Below are 23,982 nucleotides of genomic sequence, written 5' to 3'. Positions count from 1 at the left end.
ATGTTCGAAAATTATAAATTCCGTCCACACTCAATAGTTAATATCATGGGAGGTGTTCCAAAACCTTTGACTCCTAGACAGCAGGCAACCCATGACTCTTTACTTGAAAGATATAATAATCCAGAAGCGAAACCTTTGACGGTTACTCAGCTTGGAACCTTAGGTTCTCTCATCGAGAAAAAGAACGCAAAATGTACTTTAACCGATGGAGCAAAAAAATATCTTGAGCAACTAGTGTATGAGCATTTAACAAAGAGAAGCTCAAAGATTAAAGCAAAGTATCTGGATAAGGGGATTCAAAAGGAAGACAAGTCATTTACTACTTATTCAAATGTAATTGACAAGCTCTTAATCAAAAACAAGGTTCGTAAACAAAACGATTTTTTCAATGGGGAGTGTGATAATGCCCAGTCTAAAATTCGCGATATGAAGACTTCTTGGTCTTACGAGAGTTTTCCTTTGACAGATACAGCAATTAAGAATAAGGCCTATGAATGGCAATTGGATTGTTACATGGATTTATGGGAATTAAAGGAAGCTGAGTTGGTTTACGTTTTGGTCGACACCCCTACAAGATTGTTAAACGATGAATTAAAGCGCCTTGATTGGAAGCACAACGTGTATGACCAAGAAGGAAATATCAAGGACGATATTGGAAGAGATTTAGTCGTTGAAACAGTATGTAACCACATCTTCACAGAGAAGGGCCTAGAAGCCTTTTGTCAAGAGTCTTCATTACAAGTGCAATTGGATTGGTTTAAAGGTGTATTCGTTGAGATACCCGAAGAAATGAGAGTAAAAGTATTTCATCATGCTTATTGCTCTGTAAGAAATAGCCAATTAAAGGAAATGGTAAAGTTAGCCAGAGAGTACATGGATACTGTTTTAATGAGTATTCCTGAGAATCAAAAGAAGTTAGTTGAATTAAAATCTATTCAAAAAGTAGCATAATATGATTAGCACAAAGCCTAAAGCATGTAAAGGGATCAACAACGCCAAAGATTTTGAAGGGTGTGGTGAAGTTGTAATGTATCGAAGATACGGGCTTTGTGCTTCATGTATTGTCAAATGGAATTTATCTACTGAAGAAGGTAAGAAGGATTTACAGAAAAGGAAAGTAGCGAATAAGACTCGCGAGATCAAAGAGAATAAAGTAAAGACAAAGTCTGCATTTGAAAAAGAGCTCCAGATATTGGTTAACGGTATCGCTCGATTATTAGATGAAAAGCATGGTTGTATAAGTTGTGGGCATGGTAATACGGGGAAGTTCACAAGAGAGGCCCATGGAGGGCATAAAAAGAGCGTTGGGAGTAATTCAACATTGAGATTCCATCTTGACAACATTCATAAGCAATGCAAAGAGTGCAATGTTGATTTGGGAGGAAATCCAGAAGGGTATTACAACGGTTTAATTACTCGATACGGTCAAAATTATGCTGATTACGTTGAAACTTTATCAAGCAGATATAAGATCATCAAATTGTCAAAAGAAGAGCTTAAAGAGGCTATTTCGAAGGCAAGGAGAATAATAAGAGGTATTCAAAACGGAGAGGAGTTTACGAGAGAAGGAATTAATGAGGTTTTGGGTATTTACAAGGATAGTGGCGGAATTGGTAGACGCTCCACTCTAGTCAGTGGAATTGGTTCCAATCGTGACGGACATTCATAATTGGTCTATGACAAATGCAGGTTCGAGTCCTGCCTATCCACAAATTTTAAGTTTTGTTTTTAGTTAGTTGTTTCTCGCCCGCCCTGAGCGATATCAGGGCATTTTTTAAAAAGAGTAAATGGAAGTAGTAGGAATTGTAAGTGAGGTGATAGATAAGAGCAAAGCTCCTTTTAAAAAAGCTCTAGTAGTATTGGACGTAACCTTGATCAATGGGACGATAAATGAATCAGAGAACAAGAAGTTCGTACTAGAATTTAGAAAACACATGGCTGATGTGGCAAAGGCATTGCGTTTCGGTGACGAGATTAAAGCAAATTGCTACTCAGATTTTAAGCAAGACAAACATTCTAACTGTTACAACAATATTGTAGCTCAGAAGGCTGAAAGGGTATGACATTATCAACAACTATAGAAGAAATGACGATGCTCCAGGAGTATCAAAAAAACTTAGAATTATTCATTTCTCAGGTAGTTGATAGTGGAAGTATTGAAGAAGTCAAAATTCCCTTACTAAAAAGGGAGTTAGAGCGGTTAGAGCTAGAAATAAGTAACAACTTAAACGGCGACAGCACATCGTACGCAACTGTCAAGTTTAATTCAAAGATGAATAATGAAATCAAATACAAAAGAAGCGTATTATTTCAGTCATGATAGCAATGCTCGAAACGATGAGAAGATTCTTGCCATTCGAATGAGGCATAAGACTGAAGGGTATGGAGTGTATTTTATGATTTTGGAACGATTAAGAGAATGCAAAGAAAATATGAGCATCAAAGATTATAATGTTTTAGCCTTTGATTTTCGTGTGAGTGCAGACTTAGTTAAATCTGTTGTTGAAGATTTTGGGCTATTTGTTTTTACCGAAGACGGTAAGCACTTCTATTCCGAGAGAATGCAACGCAATATGAAGATTGTTCAAAGTAAATCAGAGAAAGCACGACAGGCAGTAAAAAAGCGATGGGAAAAACAAAAAAAAGATACTGATGAAAAACCTATTAAACACGATGGTAATACGGATTTAATACTAACGTATAACGATAGTAATACAATAAAACAAAAGGAAATAAAAAGAAATAAAACTAAAGAAGATGAAGAAGAAGTCAAAGATTCGTCGTCGACATCGACTTCGATTTCAGATTCTCTTTTTCCAATTGAAACCTTAAAAACCGAATATCTCCAGAACGAGAGGCTTTGCAATGCGGTAATTTCCAACAAGCAAAACAAAATTCGGGATTTAAGCGAATTGAAAACCAAATTAACGGAATTCGTTTCGGAGCTTGAACAACGCGGGCATTTTTCAAAGAAAAAGGAGGATTTTCAAACCCATTTTAGAAGCTGGGCGCGTAAGCGTTTTGAGCATCAATCAGAAGCAAAAGTCATGAATATTAACCAAAGAATTCCCTTAGCACGATGAGTCAGGAACAACCAGAAACAGTGATTTTATTGCCACAGGCATTAGAGCTTGAGGAGGCGGTATTAGGAGCAATGCTAGTAGATAGATCGGCAATTGAGGAGACAATTGAGGTTTTGACAACCAAGGTTTTTTACAAGCGGGAACACCAGTTGATTTTCAATGCTATTCGTGAGGTTTATATCGATTCAGAGAGAGTTGATATGCTTACAATAAGCCAATATTTGAAGGCTAAAGGAGATCATGAAAAGGCGGGAGGTGATTTGAAAATTATCGAATTAACTCAAAAAGTAGCCACGGGAGCCCATGTCGATTTTCATTCAAAAATTCTTTTGCAGAAGTTCATTCAAAGGGAAATTATAGCAGTTTCGAATGATTTAAACAGAAAGGCTTACGAAGAAGGAGTTGATGCGTTAGAGCTCATTGATAAGGCTTACAACAAGCTGAATACCCTAAGTGACTCAACCATTAAACCGAGAGAGGTGAGTTTTGGAAGTGTATTGGAAGAAGTTAGAGATAAGGCTAAGAAAATATACCGCAACGAGATAACTCCAGGTCTTCCAACTCCAATTGCGTTATTGACTTCGGTATCGGGAGGATGGAGAAATGGAGAACTCATCATTTTGGCGGCTCGTCCCGGGATGGGAAAAACGGCTTTCGCTTTAAAATCCGCGCTTCAAACTGCCAAGAATAATATTCCAACCGCTTTTTTTTGCTTGGAAATGAGTAAGGAAACCTTGGTTTCAAGAATGGTTTCGATGGAAACAAGAATTCCAATAAAGAAATTCAATAAAGAAGGTCTTTCGCCTGAGGGTGACGCTATTTTCGTCCAGCATCAAAGAGTTCTTGAAAGTTTGCCTATTGAAGTCGATGACACGGCCGACCTGTCAATTGAGCAATTTCAAATCAAAGCAAAAAGGCTAAAAAACAAAAAGGGAGTTAAGATAATTTTTGTCGATTATCTGCAGTTGATGTCTTCAAAGGGAAGCGGAAACCGTGAACAAGAGATTTCTAAAATTTCCAGAGGCTTGAAGAAAGTAGCCAAGGAACTGGAACTTCCCGTAATAGCACTTTCTCAGTTATCTCGATTAGTTGAAACTCGTGGCGGAAGTAAGCGCCCTTTACTCTCAGATTTACGTGAATCTGGAGCTATCGAACAGGATGCTGATGTAGTAAGCTTTCTTTACCGCCCAGAGTATTACGGATTGACAGAATGGGACGACGACGATGATTACACACCATGCGCGGGACAAGCTGAATGTATTATAGCGAAAAACCGTAACGGAAGTTTAAGCAGAGTCCGAATGAAATTCGAAGGAGAGTACACTTTGTTTTCTGATCTCCATTCAGATGTTCAAAGGGAACAGGATCGGGAAACTGTCCGAGAAATTCCACCAGAAGAAAGTCCTCAGTTCATCCAAGGTATTGACCCCAAAGACGCCTTTTGATTATGAAGCTATTTGAAAATATATCGGAAGCGATGAGTTTATGTTTGAAAAATGGTGTGAAAATCTTTCCCGTTGTAAGCGGAAATGGAATGCAAATCCAAGTCAACAATAACGGTTCCAAGTACACTTATTCAACCATGTATTTCAACTCCAAAGGAATTAATGAGGATATCAGAGAAAAGTACCTGTATTACGCTAAAAGAATCAAATCAGACCTAAAGAAGTTCAAGAAGAAAAACAAAGAAAAATGAAAATCACAAATTCAAATCAAAGATTAACCCTAGAGGATAAAATGACCAGTTTAAGAACTGTTTCGGTATCCGTGTTGGCTTACATTTTCGGCTATGCTGTAAAATTAGGGTTCTTGTTTTCGGATATTCTTCAAAGCGTAATAGCACATGAATATTTAAGATTTCCGACATCATTCATCATCGGTTCAGCATTAAGTACAGGTTTACTTATCGTTTCAGTCAACGAAATAAACAAATGGGTTCCTTACGTAATAGCGACCATGGATGCCGTAGTTCTTCTCTTAGTATTTGGTGTATTTGAAAAGGAAAGCCCGAGTGAAATCTTTGTGATAGTTTTTCTAAGTTGCTTCATGGCCTATGTAGGTTTCAACCTCATTAGCGTATTTGTAACCAGATACAGCAAAGAGAAAGCTTCCCATGAGCGAACCATTACCGAACTGGAGCGAGTCATTAGCGAAAAAGAGCGAATGCGAAGCGAAATAGAGCGGGAGATCACCGAAAAGGAGCAAGAGATTAGCGAACTCATGAGCTTGCAATGTCCCAAATGCGAACGTCAATTCAAGACCAAAAATGCTCTAAACGCACACGTCGGAAAGTGCGATAAATAAAACAAAATTCACAAAACAATTACAAATTACATTTAACCGCGTAAGGGGTTTTATGACACCCTCCTTACGCCTAATTCAAGCAAATTATGAAAACAAAAATGACTTACTCAGATTTAATTGAAAAGCTCGGTAAGATTGTAGATGAAGGAGAAATGCTTCTTCGTATTGAAGGAGATATCATTTACATCGATAAAGATGAATTTTATTTAAAACAGATCAATAAAATTCAAAGGGTATTACAATTGTATGGAGAATGCGAATGGTGGATTAAGCCTTCTACTGCTCTAAAGGATGGGGTAATGTTCAAAGTTCACATTCTAACTCATTTATAGTAAAACGAAAATTAACAACCTGAACAAATAAAAAATGGATTTATCAAATGTTATTTACCCGGATGTTACAGGTGTGGATATGGCTTTTCCCACCTTTGATACTATACCCGAACTAGTTGAAGAGGCCAACAAAAGAACATTAACGAAAGGAAGAGCGAAATTTAATGAGCTGTTTTTTGAAGGAGGTCAATTTGAACTGCAGGATGATGTAAAAGGAACTTGGAAAGAAAAAGCATTCATTTATGCTAGAGCTTTAATGGGGAGTTTTAAGCCAAGTCAAGAGGATAAGGAGGCCGTTTGCGCTTTAATATTTGAAGAAACCTTAAAACTGTAGTATGAGATATTCAAAAAATTGGTGGAGGCTATTCTGGTGGATAAACGACAATTGCCCGAATTATGTGTCGAATAGTCCAGAGGAACATTCAGAGTTAATAGAACGAATGTATTTGTTAGAACAAAAATTAAAATTAGTGTAATAAAAGAGATATGATAAACGCACCACGCGCAATAGAGTTTGCAGATTGGATAAACAATAATTGGTTTATTCCAACCGGAACAGATTTAAACTGGGAGTTGAACAAAGAGCATCCAGAGTTCGAGTTAACAATTGAAGAAAACGAAGTTAACTTATATACAACAGAAGAATTGTATGTAATGTTTGAGAATTTACAAGGAGTATTTTAAAACAGTAGGAATAATGAATGATAATAATAAATGGATTAGCACAAAGGACAAGCTTCCTGAACCAAACACAAAAGTTTTAATAGTTAGAGATTACAGGAAATGGAGAAAAGGTGAAAAACCTTACGTTGATATAGCGACTGTTGGTTTTTTAGAACAAGAAACACAGGTAGGTGGTCCTAAGTCTTTATCAGGCTACCATAATTTGAAAGGTGTCTATTTTGCTGTTCCAGCAATTTTACATCCCGATTCTGTTACATTTTGGAGAGAGATTCCTGAATTACCAACAACTAAAAATCTGTTGCATTTCAGCTACGCAAAAAATAAAATTATGACAGTAAAAAAACTAATTGAAGAACTAAGCAAGTATGACGAAAACAGGTCTGTTTTTGTAAACCTTCCAGATGAGATTTTTAATTCTCCTGTGTTAAGCTTAAAAGAAACTACAGTAGAATGGAGAGAAGAAGAAGGAGGAGAAGTTTTAGATTCAGAAGAAGCAATAATAATCTCATACGAGGAATATTAAACTGTAGAAATTATGAAAACATACGTGCTAATTATATCAGAGAATTTTCCTAAAAAGCATAAAAAATCTGGAGAGCCAACAAATTTTATTCAGTCTATAAAAGATAAAACTAAAAAGCACACTTTAAGGCAGAATTACAGTTTATGGGAGAAACGTTTTGATGAGATTAACAAAGGTAACGCTTGTCTTTCAATTAGGGTTTGGACTGGTAAACCATATAGATCATCACAAAAAGAAGTATTCAATTTTGTTAATACTGATGGAATAGGATTAGAAAAGTATCGAAGAGATTTAAGCTCAGTTGTCAGTAAAAGTGGTCATAGAATTACAACTTTTTCACAAGCCGTATTAGCACAAAATGACGGATTAGAGTATTCAGACTTTAAAGATTGGTTTAAGGGAGCAAATATTTTACAACCTCTAGCTTTAATTCATTTTTCAGGCTATAGGTACCAAGAGGAAATAATTTAAAAACAGTAGGTTAATCGATCAGCCTAATTTAAGTGGTCGTATAAAAAAGTAAAATATTATGAGTGGTATTATAGAAAAAACAAGAAACCAAGAAGTAAAAGAGAAATTAGAAAAGTTTATAGAAGAAAATGATTTTCATGGATTAATTCCCATAATAAATTGTTTGGAAGCTGAGTACGGTAAAGTTGTTATAGATACTGACGAATGGGATAATATAACAAACGAACTTGAACAACTTAGAGATAATTAAAACTGTAGGTTTTGACCTATTCCAGAAAACGCAAATATTAACGCAAAATTAGAAATACCATGAAAAAAGTAAATTATTTATTAATCGCATTAATGTCAATTACATTAACCTCATGCTGGCAATTTAATAGGGACCAGGCTGAAAAAGATGCTGAAAGTAAAGGTCGTCAAATTTTACTCGAAGCTGAATCCAGTAAAAAAGCGATGATTGAAGAAGCCAAAGCAGAAAATGAAGCTGCAAGTTTAAAAGCTGAAGCGCAAGTAAAAATCGCAAAAGCACAAGCTCAGGTCGAAATTGAACGTGCAAAAGGAGTTGCTGAAGCAAATAGGATTATAGGGCAATCTTTAAAAGGAAATGATGAGTATTTGAAATATTTAATGATTCAAGGGCTTAATGAAGGTAAGGGAGAGCGAATATATATACCAACTGAGGCTGGACTTCCAATTTTAGAAGCTAATAAGTAATGAAATATACAGTCTTATTATTAGTAGGAGTACCGTTATTAATCGCCCTATACTTTTTTGTTGGGGCGGTTATTAAGGACTATTTGAAATCAAAATAATTGTAGATAAATGAAACCAAGTAAAAAGCAAAAGATAGCTATAGTTAGTGCGATTCTAGTATTAATAGTTTTCGTTTCATGTAGTGATAAAAGTATTATACCTGAGCCAGAAAAATTAGTTTCAGAAATGACAAAATCAGAATTGTTATTTGGTGTGTTTATCATTACAATGATAACTGGACTAATAACAAATTAAACAGTAGAAATTATGAATAATGAATTAATTGAACAAGTAAAAGAAAAATTAGCCGAGGAGCACGGTTACGATTTTGAGTCAGAGTTTTGGACAGACGAAAATATTGCAATGCTACAAGAGGTTGTAGAAGCCACGGAAGAAGCGATCAAAGACGATAATTTCGGAATTCACAAAATTTAAATTTATGGGTGAAATAAATTTAGATCAAGTTGTTGGAGTAATAGCATTTTTATCAGAGGGAATACTTGCTGTACTCTTTGCTTACTCATTACATAGAGAAAACTTAAAGTAATAGCATTCCCTCCGCGTAAACAAAGTATAAATGATTACACAACAAATAAAATTCATCGCTCAACCTTTTAGATCATCTCAATGCGGTCAGACTTGTTTGGCGATGATATTAGGCAAAACAGTTGAGGAGGTCTGTAAGTCTTTGGGAAAGATTTACTACACAAATCTAAATCCAGATTTGAAGAGATATTTAGAGGGGAACGGGTATAGTACTCTCATGGCCACAGGACCTTTCGAAATTTCTGAAGTTCCAAGCAATAGTATAATGCGCATGGAGAAGCCCGATACCTCGGGGCACTTCGTAATCAAGATCGATGAAAAAAAGGTTTTTGATCCGGCAGTAGGGATTGTAAGTGAATATTTGAATCACTACAAAATTAGCCACTATCTAAAATTCAGAAAACAATAACCATCCGTTACTCGGATATCATAAAGAATAACAAGCCAATTGGTTTCTTTTCAGGAACCGGTTAATATTAAATAAACATCAAATAAAATGATTAAAAGAACACGAGCAGAAATCTCAAAATGTATTATTCACAAGGTGGGTAATAAGTACAACAGTGGTCAAAATGCCTTTTCGGAGGAAGTAGTGAGGTTCGATGAGGAAAGCTATGAGCTCTTAATTCCTTTTTTACTCAAGCCGTTCGGGAGCGTAACTCAGAGTTATCGTTTTAACCACAATTCGGATATTCGTCTGAATGAATTAAACAAATATACTGATGGTGTTTTTGAAGACGAGGAATCTTTTATTGAAGGATCAAAGAAAATTGTAAACCACCTCTACGAACAGTCTAACTCGGCCAATATCAAAACGGGAGATGTCATTGTAGTCTACCTTGAAGGAATTGAATATAAAGACGTACTTACCGAGGCTATTGGGATTTTCAAAATAGAAAGCAAAGTTAGTTTTCTACAAACTTTTTTAGACAATGATAATTTTGATATGGTTGTCCAGAAGGGGATATCAACCTCAAAGTTAGACAAGGGATGTCTTATTCTTAATACCACGGATGCCGAGGGAAGGGTTGTTCTTTCAATAGATAATAACAATTACGATGCTCAGTATTGGATCAAGAACTTTTTAGGTGTTAATTACGCCAACGATAGAAATCTTCACACTAAGAACTATCTGGAGCTTTGTAAAGAATTTTCTGAAGAGGTTATCAAACCTGAATTTGGAAAGCAAGAACAAAGTACTTTTTTAGCCAATACCGTTGACTATTTTAAGGAACACGAGAGTGTAGACTACCACGATTTTAAAGACGGTGTTTTTGAAGAAGACAAACACAAAAGTCTATTTGAAGACTACAAAAAGCACTTTGAAAAACTCAACGATGTCTTAATTAGGAATAATTTCGAAGTATCGGATGCAGTATTAAAAAAGGAGAAAAGTAAACTAAAAACTGACATCAAGCTCGATACTAATATCCAGATAAAAATTGATGTCGATGCACCGGACGCTCCATCGGAATACCTAGAACAGGGATATGATGAGGAGAAAAAGATGAAATACTACAAAGTGTTTTACAACGCAGAGAAGTAGTTTCGCTTATCTAACAAGCTTCTGAATTATGTAGGTTACCCCTGAGCGAGTGGTGAATATAAATTTGAATTCATCTTCACCTTTCATTTTTCTTGTTAATGAAGAGAAGCTTAATGCCTCTGGATCATATTCTTTCAATTTTACGCAAAGAGGTCTTAAGGTGGTATCCCAAAGAATCACGCCTTTGTTTGGTTTTGAAACAGTGAAAAATCTATTTGCTTTTAATGCCATAACACAAAAGTAACACATAAATACAAATATAGGTTGCTTTTATTTGCAATTCATCTTGTTTTGCAAATAAAAGTAACTTATTTTTGTAAAAAATAAATCAGAGCATTCTTACAAGATCATAGTTGCTTTGAAAAAAAATTAAAGAAAAATCTAAACTAACCAGTCCTATAAGGACACAAAAACCAAAAGAAAAAATGATTTTACAAAACGCACTTGATCAATTAACGAAACTAATTGGTGATTATGAATTAGTATCCATCAATGTAGTAGATAAATACACTACCCAAGTTGTTTTCTGGGAGGATGGAGAACAAAAAGTGGAGATTTTTGAGAATTCCGAAACTTTGTTGGAATGGCTTGAAACAAATAGAAAGAGAAGGAAGTAATATTTTTTTTAATCAGTGTAATTCTTTTTTTACAATTGGTCTACAGGGGGGGCTTTTTATTATAAAATATTGAAATCTGTAATTATTGTTAATATAACCAAAAAAATAAGAACAAAAATATATGTAATAGTTGTTTACGATTCTGGAGTAATCATAAATAAAGGTTTATTGATAAAAATAATTTTGAATGGTAACTGGGTGTAGGAACAGTTTTAATAGTATAAAAAAGAAAGAAACTTATTGTAGACCGAATTGTGATTTTAATAAAATTGTAACAATAAGTTTCTTTCAAAAAACCGTGTACTCAAAATTACTAATAATTTGGAGGCTGAAATAGATTTATCGTTAAATAGCTTAATCTTTTAGTTGACAAGTATATAAGTGTCGATGATTAAAGATGATATTGTATTAAGTAGTTGTTAAAAAGCGGGGTGGGTTTGGTGGTTTGATAGCAATGGAAACTAGTAATTTTAAGAATAATGAAATATTAAACTATGAAAAGGTTGTTAAATGAAAATTATGTTAATAATTATGCTTTGTATTTCATGATTTAAATCAGTGAGTAGATTTTTTCTGTTTATCTGATATGATAGATTATTTTCTTTAAGATACTTATTAAAAAGGATGATTATTAATTGATCAAGATTTGAAGCTGAATTATATTGCTTTAATAATTCTCCTATGACTAAATGACGGGAATTATGTAGTTTCGAATGATTGATTTTGTTGTATAGAACTACTTGAAAATACTCTAAAAAGTCTCTTTTTATTTGATTAATTTTATTCATGATCTAGTTCAAAAATATATTCATCATTCAAAATTATAAATGAATAATTTTCAATTGAATGTATTTTAGTCTAATGGTAAAGAAGTAATGGTAAATGGTTAATTTTTGTAGGTAAAGTTAATTTGATAGTTAGCCTTGCCATATGTCTAACAAATAGAAGGAAAGAAACTCAAATTTACTATTATGATAAAAAAGGTTGTAGGTATGTAAAATGAGTTCCTTTTCTTAAACCTTCCTAAACAAAAGTAATTGAAATGTTCAATCGAGTATTGTAGTTTCGATGAAAGAAGTAGTTTTCAGGGTAAATGTAAGGCTGAGTTTAGGCCACAAGTACTGAGGAATCTTTTGTGAAGTTTAATTGATGATTCAGGTAAATACGTTTTGTGGTAGCGATAGCAATGAGTGGCTCCGAATGTTTTGTTTTTCTGAGTTAAGAAACTAAAAAGAGCCAAAATAATTTGGCTCATATATAAAAACAAGGGAATAAACAGGGATCGGGGGAGTTTTCTTTTTTAAAGAAAGAAATCTATTCGTTCATATTGTTACGAGTCTTTTGAAAAATAGATTTCTTTCATAATTCCAACCATCATGAATTTAATGATTACACTCTGAAAAATTACTTTTTTTCGATGACGCCAAGTGAGTATGTCGTTAGAAGGTTGTTAACTATAGTTAAAAAGTATATTTCTTTGAAATTTATAAGTTATACAATCCTTAATAAGGTTTTATCTAAAGAATTATGTAATTGAACGATATAATTCGTTGTTTAGTCTATTATTCGATTTAAACTATATTCGAAAAAAGTATTTTTGATTAAATTATTCTGAGATGTGAATATAGTTATTGAATGTTATTGATTAGATTTATTAAAAGTGTTTTTCAGTAATTTTTTCATCAGATAATTGATATAATTCCCCTTGAAAATTTTCCCCTAATAAAAGGGCCTCGATTCCGAGGCCTTTTTTGATTGATTGTTAGAGTCAATTGAATTTTAAACAGAAATTGATCATATATGATGACACCTAATATATGAAAAAAAGTTAAATTCTGATCTGCTCGCAATATTAGATGGTATAAATTAATTTGGGATATATTATTGATTCTAGAAGGAATTTATGAAAGAAAATAAATATGACCTTGTTATTTTTTGAAATGTATATAAAAAGAGTCAAAGTTAATTGACTCTTTACGATTATTGTTGAATTATTTAATCCGGGGAAAGTCGGGGGGACTTATTTTTTGAAGAAAGAAACTTATCTCAAAACTGAAAAAAAATAAAAGATTTTGTGCGATAAGTTTCTTTCATTTACTTAACCATGCTTATTCAAAACTAATGAATATTTTGTGATAGAATTTGTTTAATCGTTAAGTGGCTTAATTATTTAGATTATAGGTGGTTTTTGGTAGATGAGCAGTTGCCTAATCAAAAGACATGCTTAACTAATTGCATAAGATTATTATCTCAATTTGCTATAGATATATTGAAGTTTTAAATAAGGAAGCAATTATAATTGTTACCACGAAAAAAAATATATTTTTGAAGTTTTAAAATTAAATACCGTATGAAAAAAATTATTTTATTATTTATATGTATACAATTATTAGGTTGTTCTTCAGGTGATGAAAGTGTTTCAAACCACTATATAAATTTAAAGATTGATGATGTAAATAATGTCATCAACGGTAGTATAAATGTAAGTGATTTAAAAGTTGTGATTTACCTCAGTGAAGATGATTATTTAAATGATAGGGCACCATTTTTCTCAGGAAATTTTGATAATGGAGGTAGGTTTTCTCTATCAAATAATGTTAATTTTCAAGACTATTTTATTGATATTTACACAGAGGATGGTAGTGTAAGTAATTTCGGGAAAAATTATAAGTTTAAGTCAAATTCAGATTCTGATTATTTTCAAATAGTACAACCGATAAAAGGAAGTAGAATTTTTATTGGAGAATGGAATTTTAATTCATATGATCATAATCATCCTGGCCACTCAATTCATGATCGAACAATTAGAAACAAACTTAAAATTAGTAAGGATTATTCTGTAACTTCTTTAGAACAGTACAATAATATTCAGTTTACGGTTAAGTACAAGATTTCTGTTTTTCAAGATAATCAAATTATATTAAAATATATTTCAACATCTCCGTCGGATATGTCTCTGTACCCATATCATAAGATTTCTTCTACTTCTATTTCATTAAATACAAGCAGTATAGTAATAAACTTTGATGAGAGCTCGAAAATGATAAGTTTTCATGATTATGCTGATGAGTATATCTTTTATAAAAAGTAATTATGTATTTCTTTTTCCAGTTGTAAAAAGAAGTTTCTGAAATGTCCGTCTTTCGACAAATATCTGATATGCGTGTTCCTGTTTCTGACTGTTTTATGGCGAAAACAATCTGTGATTCACAAAATTTTGATTGTTTCATAAGTAATATATTTAGTTAAATTTAAATATTTTTTTACTTTAAACTCTCTAATCCTATACTGTCCGATTTAATGAGAGGAGATCAAATAGCGCTGATTTTCTAATTTCTACCAGTACTTAAATTGGGGAGGAGATCAATTTTTTTTAATCACAATTATTGATAATTGAATCTTAATATCATTGGTTTAGAAAGATGTAGGAAAGCAATTTTGTATTTATTGTTCTTAGAATAATTAACTACTTTTTTATCTGAAAGATTATTTTGTTCTAGGAGATGTTTTAAAAAGTCAAAAAAATCATCCTCCTCAAAAGGTACTATTGTTGTATAGTATATAATTCCATTAAATTCTAGGTTGAATGGAATCGTTTTTTTGGTTTTCAGGGCTTCCTTATATTTCATGGATGTCAACTGTTTTAAGTGAATAAAATAAGAGTTTAGGTATTTGAGACGAATTTAGATATGCTTGTGGGATTAACATTAGTTTTTTAGTTGAAAATAATATTCGAATAGATAGAATTTCGATATCTGTCGTTTAGTTGTTTAAACTAAAATGTATTGAACTTTGGCTTGATAAAATAGATTGGATTTGTCTTAGAGTGTTTAAATTTGATTTATCAGCATCAAAACGTCGTTGAACGTTATATTCTGTCGATCTAACGAAATGTTACTATTTACTCAAAAATATCCATGAAATTTGGAGTATCAAACTTGAAAATGAGGAAAAGGGAAGGAGAAGAAGAAAAGAGAAAGAGAGTTTAGTAATTTTTATTAAATTGTTTTTTCCAAACTCTCTTTCTTTAGACTTTGATTAGTGATAAAATTCGTTTCAGAGTTGTTTTCGCGATAAAAGATATCAATGGTGTTAAATATAGAAAAACAAATAAATTACGTTTGATTTGGATACATAAAATGATAGACTATTAAAATTAGATTCAATGTAAGGGCCTTCTTTTGAGGCTCTTTTTTTGTTGCAGTACAGGGTAAGTTTTTATCAAGATTGTATAATGGATTTACTTGTCTATCATTTTGTGTAATATATTATTAGTAAATTATATTTTAAATTACCGAATATTTAGTTGTCTTTTTCAAGTGTAGAATTTTGATATTTATGGATTAATAATTTGAAAAAATAGAGACTGTCGAAAAAAACAGTCTTTAATCCCATAAATTTCTTTGAACTAAGTTGAATTTGTAACAAAGTTTTTATGCAGCAGTTAATTAAGTTAATCCTTACAGGTTTTTGAAATATGTTTAATTAGGAAAAAAACTGTTTTTTAAAAAAAATTAGTCAGAGATATTGGAGAAGTTAATGGGAGTTCAATTTATGTTATTGTATATTAACTATACAAAAAAGTTAATGGTCGAAAATAAATGGAATTAGTACCGTTTTTATTACTTATTATTAATAATCAGGTTAGTTTTTAGTGAAAGTTAAGACGTTTATTTGATGAAATTGTCTCGTCTCATTTTTGAAATAAATTATTAATGCATAAATATAGTTTTTGTATATGAAAACAGTTTAAAACTAACTATATCATTTTTAAGTTACATAGTAAAAAGTGAGTATTAATTTGATATAGTTAGTTAGAATCCATTTTCCTTAGAAAGTTAATGATTTTTAATTTATGGGGATATAGGAAAAACACGCAAGTTTTTACACAGGTGAAATATATTGAAGGTTCTGAAGATGATTTCATAGGAAATTTATATTTTTGCGAATCAAATTAAAAACTAAAATCCCCTTAGTTCCACTACTCTTGTAAGTAGTAATATCTAAAATGAGTTAAGTATTTTTTATGTCTTAACTCATTTTTTATTTACGTAGTTAGTTAATTTTTTAAATTATAGAAGTGAGAAATATTGTTTTAAAAAAAGAATAAAAAAAAGAGACCGTAAACGATCCCTTTTCCTTTGTTTTTATGTCAATTTTTACCAAGCATAACCGATAGAAAGACCTAAACGCGGTAAAAATCCTTGGATGTTTACAGAAGTACTTTCCGTAGCAGAAACGGACATGTACTGTGCTCCGAAATTTAAATCTAAAGCAAATCCTGAATCTCCTCCACCAAATACCCATTGGTATCCAGCTAAAGCACCTCCTGAGAAAGTTGAGAACCCGATATCGGTACCAGCGGAATTACTTGCAGAAGAAACAGCATAACTTACGAAAGGTGCAGCATACCATCCTCTTGGAGCGTCTTTTTCAGAAGAAAAATAAAATTTATACTTTCCTTCTCCTCCAATTGCACTTGAGCTTACTACCTCATTTCCTGAAGTAACCTTTGCAGAAGCAAATGATAAACCGATTTCGAAAGATTGGCTATCAGATACAACTCTTTCATAAGAGAAATCACCTACACCGAAAGCTAATCCTAATGGGTTTGCTTTAATTACATTTTTTTGAGCGTTTGCCGTAAATCCTATTGCTAACATAGCAATAACCACTAATACTTTTTTCATGACTTAATTTGTTAAATTTTGTTAATAAAAAAGCAAATGTATTATTATTTTGATAATAACAAAAATTTAACAATATGAAAGTAATATTATACAAATCTAAGTATTCAGTTCTTAGAATTTTTTAGTTCAATTCTGACAATGGAGTTAGTTCAGAAAAAGGTTAGCTATGTTGTGGTGTATATGTTTTGAAGTATGTGATTTTTTGTTTTTCAACATAGCTAACCACTACTTTGAAAATGAAAAAAAAAATTGAACTGTGAATTAATTCACAGGACTACTTACTACTACAGAGACTAAATTAAGAAATTTAATTTTATTTTGAAATAGGTAAAAACCCTAAATATGATATGAGGGATAACCATAAAAGTTAGAGGGCTGGATGAAATCACTGAATACAAATAAAATTTCAAAAATGTCTATTAAAATTGGGATTAAGTTACAAATGGTACAAGGTTATTCACGTATTACTATCAAAAACTTTTAAATCATTGATAGAAATTAGATGACAGAATCTGAAATCACCAAAAAGTCACCCTTCTGATTAAGGAAGGTAATCTGTTCAGACATAGACACACTTTGAAACCTTCTTTATTAACTATTTGTGCAAAAGTTTTTTACTTACATTATTAATGTTTAGTTTTGCAGTATCTATGATAAAAAAACTTAAAGACAAAAAAAATAAACGGATTTTTAGCTTTAATTTCCTTGTTTTCCGAAATCAGTCTGACAAATTCATCCCACCTACACTTTCTTAATAAAGTTTCGATAGTTGATTTATTACTTTCCATAAAGTAACAAATTTTTCTATTAATTCAACTCATCAGACGTTAATGATACGCTGTTTTTTGTTTCGAACAAAATGGTTAATATGTTAACGGTTAGATGGTCATAAGCGTTTGTTTTTAATTAAAGAATGCATTTACCTATTTATAGGTCAATGCTATTTTCTGTTACTTATCATAGTTGGTTGTTACTTCTGTAAGTAGGTTAATTGTAAATGCTTTTTCATAATAAACATAATTATATAAATGATGGAATATAAAATTTACGATACGGTTAATAGAATAACCACAGAAGAAGCTGAAAGAGTAGCTGACTTTCTATTTATCCATTTAGAGAAGTATGGTGATCCCAAACAGGCGATTCAGAAAGCAATTGAGTATTCAGCTCAAGAGAATTCTGGACAAGGTGGTTATATTTTTACTCTAGAGGAAGGGAAAAAGTTGATAGGAGCTGTGGTTATTAATAAAACAGGAATGGGTGAGTATATACCAGAAAATATTCTTGTATACATAGCTACTCATAAAAGCTGTCGAGGAAAAGGTATAGGAAAAAAGTTAATGCAGTATGCTATAGAAAATTGTAAAGGAGATATTGCTTTACATGTTGAAAAGGATAATCCGGCAAAATTTTTATACGAAAAATTGGGTTTTACAAATCCATACTTGGAGATGCGTTTAAAACGATGATCGTATTATGGAGAAAATGAGGAAGATAAAACAGTAAAAGGCATGGAGAAATAAATTCATAGTATAAAATTTCACAAAATTTAATTATTGTGATTTAAATTAATTGATATTTAAACTTTTAGTTTGAAAATCTAGATCAGTATGGCTAAGAGATGAAATACTCTAAAGCTTTAATTGTATCGATTAAAAAATTTCAAGATATAGAAAGAATGTCAATAAAATATTGGGATTAGATGATTATACGGAGATTCTGGACAATAATTTATGAATAAATAGATGTGTAGTTGTATAACCCCATTTGTAAACGAAAATAATATGGCAGAATTAGTAATTCATACAGATAGAATTAGGGAGAATATAAATTATCTAAATAGCTATTTTAAAAGCAATAATATTGAATGGAGTTTAGTTACCAAAGTCTTTTCTGGAGATAAGGTGTTTTTGAAAAAAATATTGACAAAAAAATTGATTAGTAAAATTCATTCAGTAGGAGATTCAAGGTTAACTAGTTTGAGAAACTTGAGAGAAGTAAATCCAAATATTAAAACAATATATATAAAACCACCTGCTGTAATTTATTCAGATGAAATAGTTAAGTATGCAGACATCTCTTTAAATAGTTCATTGTCTACAATTGAGGCTTTAAATTGTTCTGCAAAGCGCCTAGGAATCATACATAAGATTATTATTATGATTGAACTAGGCGAGTTAAGAGAGGGTGTGAATAGAGAAGATATTTTAGAATTCTATAGAAAAGTTTTTAACCTTTCAAATATTGAGGTAATAGGAATTGGTTCTAACCTAGGTTGTATGTATGGGGTAGAGCCTTCCTATGATAAGCTGTTGCAATTATCTCTTTATAAAGAGCTTATTTCAGCAAAATTCCAAAAGAACTTGAAATATATTTCTGGAGGAACATCGATTACTCTTCCTTTAGTAGAAAATAGAGTCATACCAAAGGATATTAATCATTTTAGAATCGGAGAGGCTATTTTTTTCGGAATTAGTCCATTGAGTGGAGAGAAATTCAAAGATTTAAATACAGATACTTTTGAGTTTTATGCAAATATCATTGAATTGAAAGAAAAACATCTTGTACCAGATGGCATTATTAGTGATGCTAATATAGGGCATACTGTAGAGTTTGATGAAAACAATGTACAGGAAACTTCATATAAGGCCATACTAGATTTTGGATTATTAGATGTGGATAAAAAAGATATTGAAGTCGAGGATAAGGATTTGTCTTTTGTTGGTATTACCTCAGATATGTTAGTTATTGATGTTGGAACAAATAGAAAGGCTTCAGGTCAGGTGAAATATAAGGTTGGTGATAAAATTAGATTTAAACCTAATTATATGGCAGTAGCAAGATTGTTAAATTCAAAATTCATTGATAAAATTTATGATTAAATCAGGGGCAGATAAATCAAAGTATTATGTTATAATCTATATAACTGTGTGATTCTTTTAAAGATATTTTTCATCTAATCTAATAAAATTAAATTTGGTTCTTCACAAGAACAAAGTTCCTTTAACCACGAAGTTTAAAATTATCCTATTCACTGAATAAATTTGAAATAAATGGATTTTAACTAAAAAAATAAGACTGTCAAATTTGACAGTCTTTTATCCCCTTAAACTTCTTTGCACTAAACTGATATTGTAGCAAAGTTGTTCTTTTAGTCTTCGATTAATTTAATCCTTACAAATTTTTGAGGAAATTTATAATTTAGGAAGAATTCTGTTTTTTCTAAATAGTAGTTAAAATGGTTGTATGAGTCTATTACAGATGAACTTAGGATATTGTCATTTTAACTTTACAATTGAGTTAATAGTCGAAAAAAAGGGAGAAATAGTGTTATTTTTACTATTTTTAGTTAAATTCAGGTTAGTTTTTAGTGATATGCGAGACGTTTTTTTTTGATAAAATTGTCTCGTATTTTTTTTGAGATAAATAAATGGATTAGAATGATAATACTTTCTGGGAATTAAATATTTTATATTATTCAAGAATAGCTTAAAAACCAACTATATCATTTTTGAGTTACATATGAATAGTTGAGCTTTGATATAGTTGGTTCTGTAACACTATTTATAAAATTAGGTTTTTCAGAAGTTTTAAGAAAAGGAAAAACACCTTTATTGCATTTTTCTAGATATTTTCGTTTGTGATTTTTTTCGATAAAATTGATGTTTTTATAATGAGGGTTTTCATGGTTTTTGGGATGTTTTTTTTCAATTCTCCTTTGTTTTTCGTATATTTGTACATAGCGATTTAAGACCTAACCTCTTTAGGCACATAGATTTTTAGCTCGTTCTAGAGCACCGATTTTTTATTTACAGATTTTTATTCATTAACAAATTCAAGTATTGATGTACTATGGACAATATACTTATCCAAGAATGTAAAGTGTTTGTCAATATCGAGGGAGAGATGAAGGAGACAACTGATTACAGTTTAATTGGTGCGGCCGTTCTTCAGGCATCCGAAGACAAGCAATTGAAAGTATCGATGTAGAACTATTTAAAAGGGGAAAGAAGGAAGATGGCGAAAGGAGAGAAGAATGGAAATATTCACCCTACACGGATATTTAAAAGACCAGAGGATCTGTACAGAGCTTTTGAGCAATACAAAGACGATTTAAGGAGACAATCCAAGGAATGGATAAAAGTTTACTTTGCAGGAAAGGAAGGGGCAAGAAGAGATGTAGAGTTGAAGGTACCAAAGACAATGGAAGGCTTCAAAACTTTTTGTTATGAGCCATACGGGTGTATTGTTCAATATTTCAAAAATCAAGATGGATTATACAAGGACTTCATTCCAGTCTGTTTGCGTATAAAAAATGAAATACGCGAGGACCAGGTTGTTGGAGGGTTGCTCAATGTCTATAACCCAAGTATTACTCAAAGGCTGAACGGAATGACAGATAAGAAAGAGGTAAAGGCAGATGTTACCACTTTTTACGTAGGAGGAGAAGAAGAGGAGTAGGAAGAAGAAGTATAGAGGAGAGATAGGAGATGCCGAGAGTAAAGTTGAAGTTCAATTGGAAGTTATTTAATCCAAACTTCCATCATCTGGAGAAAGAGTTGAGAAACATAAATCGAAGATTTATTTGGTGTTATGGAGGCTCTAGTTCTGCAAAGTCATATTCAGTAGCTCAGGCCATTATAATAATTGCGTCCTTAATTGAGGGGTCAGATACTTTAGTCTTTCGGAAGGTGTCCGCGACAATAGACGAAACTATTTACAAGGATTTCAAGAACATCATATATTCTTTGAACCTTGAGCATTTCTTTATAATTCAAGCGAAGAAGATAAAGTGTATCAATGGTGCACAAATAGTATTTAAAGGTCTGGATGATCCCGAAAAGATAAAAGGAATCTCATCTTTTAAGAGAGTTGTATTGGAAGAAGTCTCAGAATTCGATTTTGCTGATTTCAAGCAGATAAGGAAGCGATTAAGAGGAATGGCAGGACAGCAGATTATCTGCATGTTTAATCCAATTGACAAGGAGCATTGGATAAAGAAGAAAGTATTCGACAACGAAGAGAGAAATGAGCTTTCTAATTCTCTGGTGGACCACAATGGAATTTTACGACTCAATATTGATGAGAAGTACACTCATGTAACTGAGAAGTGGGAAGGAGGGGAAGTAAAGGTAAAAGGAAAGGTTTATCCTCCAAACTTCGTTGTAATTAAATCCACATATTTAAATAACTTTTGGGTTGTTGGTTCACCATGTGGAAAGTTTGGTTTTGAGGATATTCAAACAATAGCCGATTTTGAACTAGACAAGAAGACTGATTACAATTTCTTTTCAATTTACGCTTTAGGTAATTGGGGTAAGCTTAATCGCGGTGGAGAATTCTATAAATCTTTCAAAGCGGAGAATAATGTTCAGGATAATGAATATAGTTTAGAATTACCATTACATATTTCCTTTGATGAAAACACGAATCCTTATGTTTCGCTGTCAGTATATCAAGGCGAAGGTCTGGCCACATGGAAAATAGATGAAATCTGCCTTGAGCATCCAAGAAACACTTTAAGACACGCCCTTAAGGCTTTTGTAAAGAAATACAGAGATCATAACAAGAAGATATTTATCTACGGAGACAGGACTTCATTAAAGGCTGACGCCAAGTTAGAGAAAGGTCAGAATTTCTTCACTATTGTTGAGGACTATTTGGAGGACCATGATTACTCGTACACTAGGAGATTGCCTACCAAAAACCCAAATCCACATGATCGCGGGGAATTTATCAATGACATTTTCGCGTTCAATATACCAGGAGTATCGTATTACGTCTCGTCTAAATGCCCAAAGACTATAGATGATTACGAGAGCGTTAAGGAAGCCTCTGACGGGACAAAGCATAAGGAAAAAACGAAACACCCAGTTACAAAAATAACTTACGAGAAATACGGGCACTTAACCGATACAGATGACTATTTCTTATGTGAATACTACAAAGAACAATACAACAAATACACCGGAAGAAAGAAGAAGAAGTCCAGAAGAACAAAAGCTAGAAGTTTAGGCGAGTTAGGAATTAATATTTAATGATGATGAAGGAACTATTAGACAAATTTAAATCAGGAGGCTTAACTGATGATTTATTGAAGAAGATTTCAAGTGCGAAAAAGGATAAAGAGCTTTTAGAAAACTTTCATAAAGAATACTTCAAAAAAGACAGAACTATTCGAGATACGCAAATTGGTTTTACACAAAAAGACAAGACTGTTAAAGATGAGAAAGGGAGGGATAGAACAGTTAAAGCAATTCGAATACCAATCTCATTCAATAAAAAAATTGTTCGAACGAGTGTTGCTTTTGAATTTGGGAATCCAGTTGTTTTAAAGCCTTCAGAAGTTAATGAATTGACGGAAGCCGTAGAAGATGTTTGGAAAGAATGCCGTCTGGATTCTAAATTACAGAAAATAAAAGAGTATCAAAGGAGCGAGACACAATCCGCATTGGTGTTTCAAGTGAAGAAAATTGCAGGTACTGAGAATAAAATCAAATGTAAGGTGCTTAACTACAAGTCAGGTTCTTTTTGGCCTGTGTTCGATGAGTTTGGAGATATGGTATTGTTTGTTTGGTCCTTTAAAACCAAGATAAACGGTAAAGATGTCGAAAACTTGTGGGCTTTTGATGAAACTATAGTTTACAAGTACAAAAAGACCAACTCATGGGTTTTGGAGTCAAGAGACTCTCATAGTTTTTCTAAAATTCCTGTAATCTATTTTAGTCAAAGTCAACCTGAATACGATGATGTGAAGGAGTTAATTGATAGATACGAAACTTCTGTTTCAAAATTAGGAGCTTCAAATAACTATTCTGGTTCTCCATTGTTGTTTACCAAAGGAGAGGTTCAAGGAATGCCGGATAGAGATTCAGACGGTAAAATGCTTAATGCTCCATTAGGGTACGATGAAGATGACAAACCAATGTATGGAGATGCAAAGTTCTTGCCCCATGACAATGCGCCCAAATCGGTTGAGCTCGAGCAAAAAACTTTAGAAAACCTTATTTACTCGCTTTCAGATACTCCTAATCTAAGTTTCAACAACCTTAAAGGTATTGGTAATGTGTCGGGAGTCGCATTAGAATTAATGTTCTTAGGATCTATTCTTAAGGCTAAAATGAATGAAGGCGACAATAGAACAGATATTCAAAGAATTATCAATGTTATTATTTCTGGAATTACCACTAAGGTAAATATGAGCTTAAAAAAAGCTTCTGAGGGGCTCCACTACGATGTTCAGTTTTCAAGCATACTTCCAAGTGATTTAGCAGGATTGGTTACTACACTTACAACTGCAGTAACAGGGAATATTATGTCCAGAGAAACGGCAATTGATCTCCTAGGGAAAGCTAATACCGATGAGGAAATGAAAAAGATTGAAGCTGAAAAGAAACCAGATGAAGGGGAATAAAGATTATTTCGTTAGGGCT

At 32.3% G+C, this 23,982-nt stretch carries 30 protein-coding genes, 1 tRNA gene and 2 pseudogenes; 29 read left to right on the top strand and 4 right to left on the bottom strand.

The window, feature by feature from the left end:
- The 21 genes and pseudogenes from ACKTS5_RS12610 to ACKTS5_RS12510 all read left to right on the top strand — a co-directional run bounded on the left by ACKTS5_RS12610 (nucleotide 1) and on the right by ACKTS5_RS12510 (nucleotide 10,242).
- On the top strand, nucleotides 1-951 hold the full coding sequence (locus ACKTS5_RS12610; protein ID WP_408044233.1) for a hypothetical protein: 951 nt from the start codon (nucleotides 1-3) through the stop codon (nucleotides 949-951).
- Nucleotide 952: 1 nt separating this feature from the next.
- A pseudogene (locus ACKTS5_RS12605) lies at nucleotides 953-1,531 on the top strand (recombination protein NinG); the annotation flags it as partial.
- A 65-nt stretch (nucleotides 1,532-1,596) separates the two neighbouring features.
- Nucleotides 1,597-1,709 (top strand) — tRNA-OTHER (locus ACKTS5_RS12600).
- A gap of 78 nt (nucleotides 1,710-1,787) precedes the next feature.
- Nucleotides 1,788-2,063, top strand: coding sequence for a hypothetical protein (locus ACKTS5_RS12595; protein WP_408044232.1), 276 nt, complete (start codon nucleotides 1,788-1,790; stop codon nucleotides 2,061-2,063).
- Nucleotides 2,060-2,320, top strand: coding sequence for a hypothetical protein (locus ACKTS5_RS12590; RefSeq protein ID WP_408044231.1), 261 nt, complete (start codon nucleotides 2,060-2,062; stop codon nucleotides 2,318-2,320). The genes ACKTS5_RS12595 and ACKTS5_RS12590 overlap by 4 nt, the downstream gene beginning before the upstream one ends.
- Nucleotides 2,280-3,083, top strand: a complete 804-nt coding sequence (locus tag ACKTS5_RS12585; RefSeq protein WP_408044230.1) for a Lin1244/Lin1753 domain-containing protein — start codon at nucleotides 2,280-2,282, stop codon at nucleotides 3,081-3,083. Before ACKTS5_RS12590 ends, ACKTS5_RS12585 begins: the two co-directional genes overlap by 41 nt.
- Nucleotides 3,080-4,528, top strand: a complete 1,449-nt coding sequence (dnaB, locus tag ACKTS5_RS12580) for a replicative DNA helicase (protein ID WP_408044229.1) — start codon at nucleotides 3,080-3,082, stop codon at nucleotides 4,526-4,528. The genes ACKTS5_RS12585 and dnaB overlap by 4 nt, the downstream gene beginning before the upstream one ends.
- 2 nt (nucleotides 4,529-4,530) lie before the next feature.
- A complete protein-coding gene (locus ACKTS5_RS12575) occupies nucleotides 4,531-4,779 on the top strand; it encodes a hypothetical protein (RefSeq protein WP_408044228.1) in 249 nt (82 codons plus the stop codon).
- Between the two features lie 41 nt (nucleotides 4,780-4,820).
- Nucleotides 4,821-5,387, top strand: coding sequence for a hypothetical protein (locus ACKTS5_RS12570; RefSeq protein ID WP_408044227.1), 567 nt, complete (start codon nucleotides 4,821-4,823; stop codon nucleotides 5,385-5,387).
- 86 nt (nucleotides 5,388-5,473) lie between these two features.
- Nucleotides 5,474-5,719 (top strand): hypothetical protein, encoded by a 246-nt coding sequence (locus tag ACKTS5_RS12565; RefSeq protein ID WP_408044226.1) that lies wholly within the window; start codon nucleotides 5,474-5,476, stop codon nucleotides 5,717-5,719.
- A gap of 34 nt (nucleotides 5,720-5,753) precedes the next feature.
- Complete coding sequence (locus tag ACKTS5_RS12560) at nucleotides 5,754-6,053, top strand: hypothetical protein (RefSeq protein ID WP_408044225.1); 300 nt, start codon at nucleotides 5,754-5,756, stop codon at nucleotides 6,051-6,053.
- 1 nt (nucleotide 6,054) lies between these two features.
- Nucleotides 6,055-6,195, top strand: coding sequence for a hypothetical protein (locus ACKTS5_RS12555; RefSeq protein WP_408044224.1), 141 nt, complete (start codon nucleotides 6,055-6,057; stop codon nucleotides 6,193-6,195).
- Between the two features lie 10 nt (nucleotides 6,196-6,205).
- Nucleotides 6,206-6,403, top strand: coding sequence for a hypothetical protein (locus ACKTS5_RS12550; protein WP_408044223.1), 198 nt, complete (start codon nucleotides 6,206-6,208; stop codon nucleotides 6,401-6,403).
- 13 nt (nucleotides 6,404-6,416) lie between these two features.
- Nucleotides 6,417-6,926 carry a DUF551 domain-containing protein gene (locus ACKTS5_RS12545; protein ID WP_408044222.1) on the top strand — a complete coding sequence of 170 codons (510 nt, stop codon included), beginning with the start codon at nucleotides 6,417-6,419 and terminating at the stop codon, nucleotides 6,924-6,926.
- 12 nt (nucleotides 6,927-6,938) lie between these two features.
- A complete protein-coding gene (locus ACKTS5_RS12540; protein WP_408044221.1) occupies nucleotides 6,939-7,397 on the top strand; it encodes a hypothetical protein in 459 nt (152 codons plus the stop codon).
- 58 nt (nucleotides 7,398-7,455) lie between these two features.
- Nucleotides 7,456-7,647, top strand: a complete 192-nt coding sequence (locus tag ACKTS5_RS12535) for a hypothetical protein (RefSeq protein WP_408044220.1) — start codon at nucleotides 7,456-7,458, stop codon at nucleotides 7,645-7,647.
- A gap of 59 nt (nucleotides 7,648-7,706) precedes the next feature.
- Complete coding sequence (locus ACKTS5_RS12530; protein WP_408044219.1) at nucleotides 7,707-8,111, top strand: hypothetical protein; 405 nt, start codon at nucleotides 7,707-7,709, stop codon at nucleotides 8,109-8,111.
- Between the two features lie 108 nt (nucleotides 8,112-8,219).
- Nucleotides 8,220-8,405, top strand: coding sequence for a hypothetical protein (locus ACKTS5_RS12525; protein ID WP_408044218.1), 186 nt, complete (start codon nucleotides 8,220-8,222; stop codon nucleotides 8,403-8,405).
- A gap of 12 nt (nucleotides 8,406-8,417) precedes the next feature.
- The gene (locus ACKTS5_RS12520) at nucleotides 8,418-8,585 is read left to right on the top strand and encodes a hypothetical protein (RefSeq protein WP_408044217.1); all 168 of its coding nucleotides are present in this window, start codon (nucleotides 8,418-8,420) and stop codon (nucleotides 8,583-8,585) included.
- 289 nt (nucleotides 8,586-8,874) lie between these two features.
- A complete protein-coding gene (locus ACKTS5_RS12515; protein ID WP_408044216.1) occupies nucleotides 8,875-9,105 on the top strand; it encodes a cysteine peptidase family C39 domain-containing protein in 231 nt (76 codons plus the stop codon).
- A gap of 87 nt (nucleotides 9,106-9,192) precedes the next feature.
- Nucleotides 9,193-10,242, top strand: coding sequence for a nucleoid-associated protein (locus tag ACKTS5_RS12510; protein WP_408044215.1), 1,050 nt, complete (start codon nucleotides 9,193-9,195; stop codon nucleotides 10,240-10,242).
- Between the two features lie 6 nt (nucleotides 10,243-10,248).
- Here the strand turns inward: ACKTS5_RS12510 and ACKTS5_RS12505 are convergent, their stop codons facing one another.
- Nucleotides 10,249-10,473 carry a hypothetical protein gene (locus ACKTS5_RS12505; protein WP_408044214.1) on the bottom strand — a complete coding sequence of 75 codons (225 nt, stop codon included), beginning with the start codon at nucleotides 10,471-10,473 and terminating at the stop codon, nucleotides 10,249-10,251.
- Nucleotides 10,474-10,667: 194 nt separating this feature from the next.
- Here ACKTS5_RS12505 and ACKTS5_RS12500 point away from each other — a divergent pair, with 194 nt between their 5' ends.
- Both ACKTS5_RS12500 and ACKTS5_RS12495 read left to right on the top strand, forming a co-directional pair.
- Nucleotides 10,668-10,859: a hypothetical protein gene (locus tag ACKTS5_RS12500; RefSeq protein WP_408044213.1), complete on the top strand. Its 192-nt coding sequence runs from the start codon at nucleotides 10,668-10,670 to the stop codon at nucleotides 10,857-10,859.
- 2,350 nt (nucleotides 10,860-13,209) lie between these two features.
- Entirely contained in the window at nucleotides 13,210-13,950 is a 741-nt protein-coding gene (locus ACKTS5_RS12495; RefSeq protein ID WP_408044646.1) for a hypothetical protein, read from the top strand.
- 4 nt (nucleotides 13,951-13,954) lie between these two features.
- Here ACKTS5_RS12495 and ACKTS5_RS12490 read toward each other — a convergent pair.
- The 3 genes and pseudogenes from ACKTS5_RS12490 to ACKTS5_RS12480 form a co-directional block, all read right to left on the bottom strand.
- Nucleotides 13,955-14,089 (bottom strand): annotated as a pseudogene (locus ACKTS5_RS12490) (transposase); the annotation flags it as partial.
- A gap of 153 nt (nucleotides 14,090-14,242) precedes the next feature.
- A complete protein-coding gene (locus ACKTS5_RS12485; RefSeq protein WP_408044212.1) occupies nucleotides 14,243-14,488 on the bottom strand; it encodes a hypothetical protein in 246 nt (81 codons plus the stop codon).
- 1,530 nt (nucleotides 14,489-16,018) lie between these two features.
- Nucleotides 16,019-16,549 (bottom strand): DUF3575 domain-containing protein, encoded by a 531-nt coding sequence (locus ACKTS5_RS12480; protein WP_408044211.1) that lies wholly within the window; start codon nucleotides 16,547-16,549, stop codon nucleotides 16,019-16,021.
- A 1,028-nt stretch (nucleotides 16,550-17,577) separates the two neighbouring features.
- Here ACKTS5_RS12480 and ACKTS5_RS12475 point away from each other — a divergent pair.
- The 6 genes from ACKTS5_RS12475 (at nucleotide 17,578) to ACKTS5_RS12450 (ending at nucleotide 23,963) form a co-directional block, all read left to right on the top strand.
- Complete coding sequence (locus ACKTS5_RS12475) at nucleotides 17,578-18,018, top strand: GNAT family N-acetyltransferase (protein WP_408044210.1); 441 nt, start codon at nucleotides 17,578-17,580, stop codon at nucleotides 18,016-18,018.
- Between the two features lie 315 nt (nucleotides 18,019-18,333).
- Entirely contained in the window at nucleotides 18,334-19,431 is a 1,098-nt protein-coding gene (locus ACKTS5_RS12470) for an alanine racemase (protein WP_408044209.1), read from the top strand.
- Nucleotides 19,432-20,401: 970 nt separating this feature from the next.
- Nucleotides 20,402-20,539 carry a hypothetical protein gene (locus ACKTS5_RS12465; protein ID WP_408044208.1) on the top strand — a complete coding sequence of 46 codons (138 nt, stop codon included), beginning with the start codon at nucleotides 20,402-20,404 and terminating at the stop codon, nucleotides 20,537-20,539.
- A gap of 27 nt (nucleotides 20,540-20,566) precedes the next feature.
- Entirely contained in the window at nucleotides 20,567-21,010 is a 444-nt protein-coding gene (locus ACKTS5_RS12460) for a hypothetical protein (protein WP_408044207.1), read from the top strand.
- Between the two features lie 29 nt (nucleotides 21,011-21,039).
- A complete protein-coding gene (locus ACKTS5_RS12455; protein ID WP_408044206.1) occupies nucleotides 21,040-22,587 on the top strand; it encodes a PBSX family phage terminase large subunit in 1,548 nt (515 codons plus the stop codon).
- Between the two features lie 5 nt (nucleotides 22,588-22,592).
- Nucleotides 22,593-23,963 carry a phage portal protein gene (locus ACKTS5_RS12450; RefSeq protein WP_408044205.1) on the top strand — a complete coding sequence of 457 codons (1,371 nt, stop codon included), beginning with the start codon at nucleotides 22,593-22,595 and terminating at the stop codon, nucleotides 23,961-23,963.
- Nucleotides 23,964-23,982: the final 19 nt, after the last annotated feature.

It is taken from the genome of Tenacibaculum litopenaei (genome assembly GCF_964514025.1).
In the GTDB taxonomy this organism is placed as follows: domain Bacteria; phylum Bacteroidota; class Bacteroidia; order Flavobacteriales; family Flavobacteriaceae; genus Polaribacter; species Polaribacter litopenaei.
Note: the sequence above shows the minus strand (reverse complement) of the source record. Positions and strands in the feature narration are given on the sequence as shown.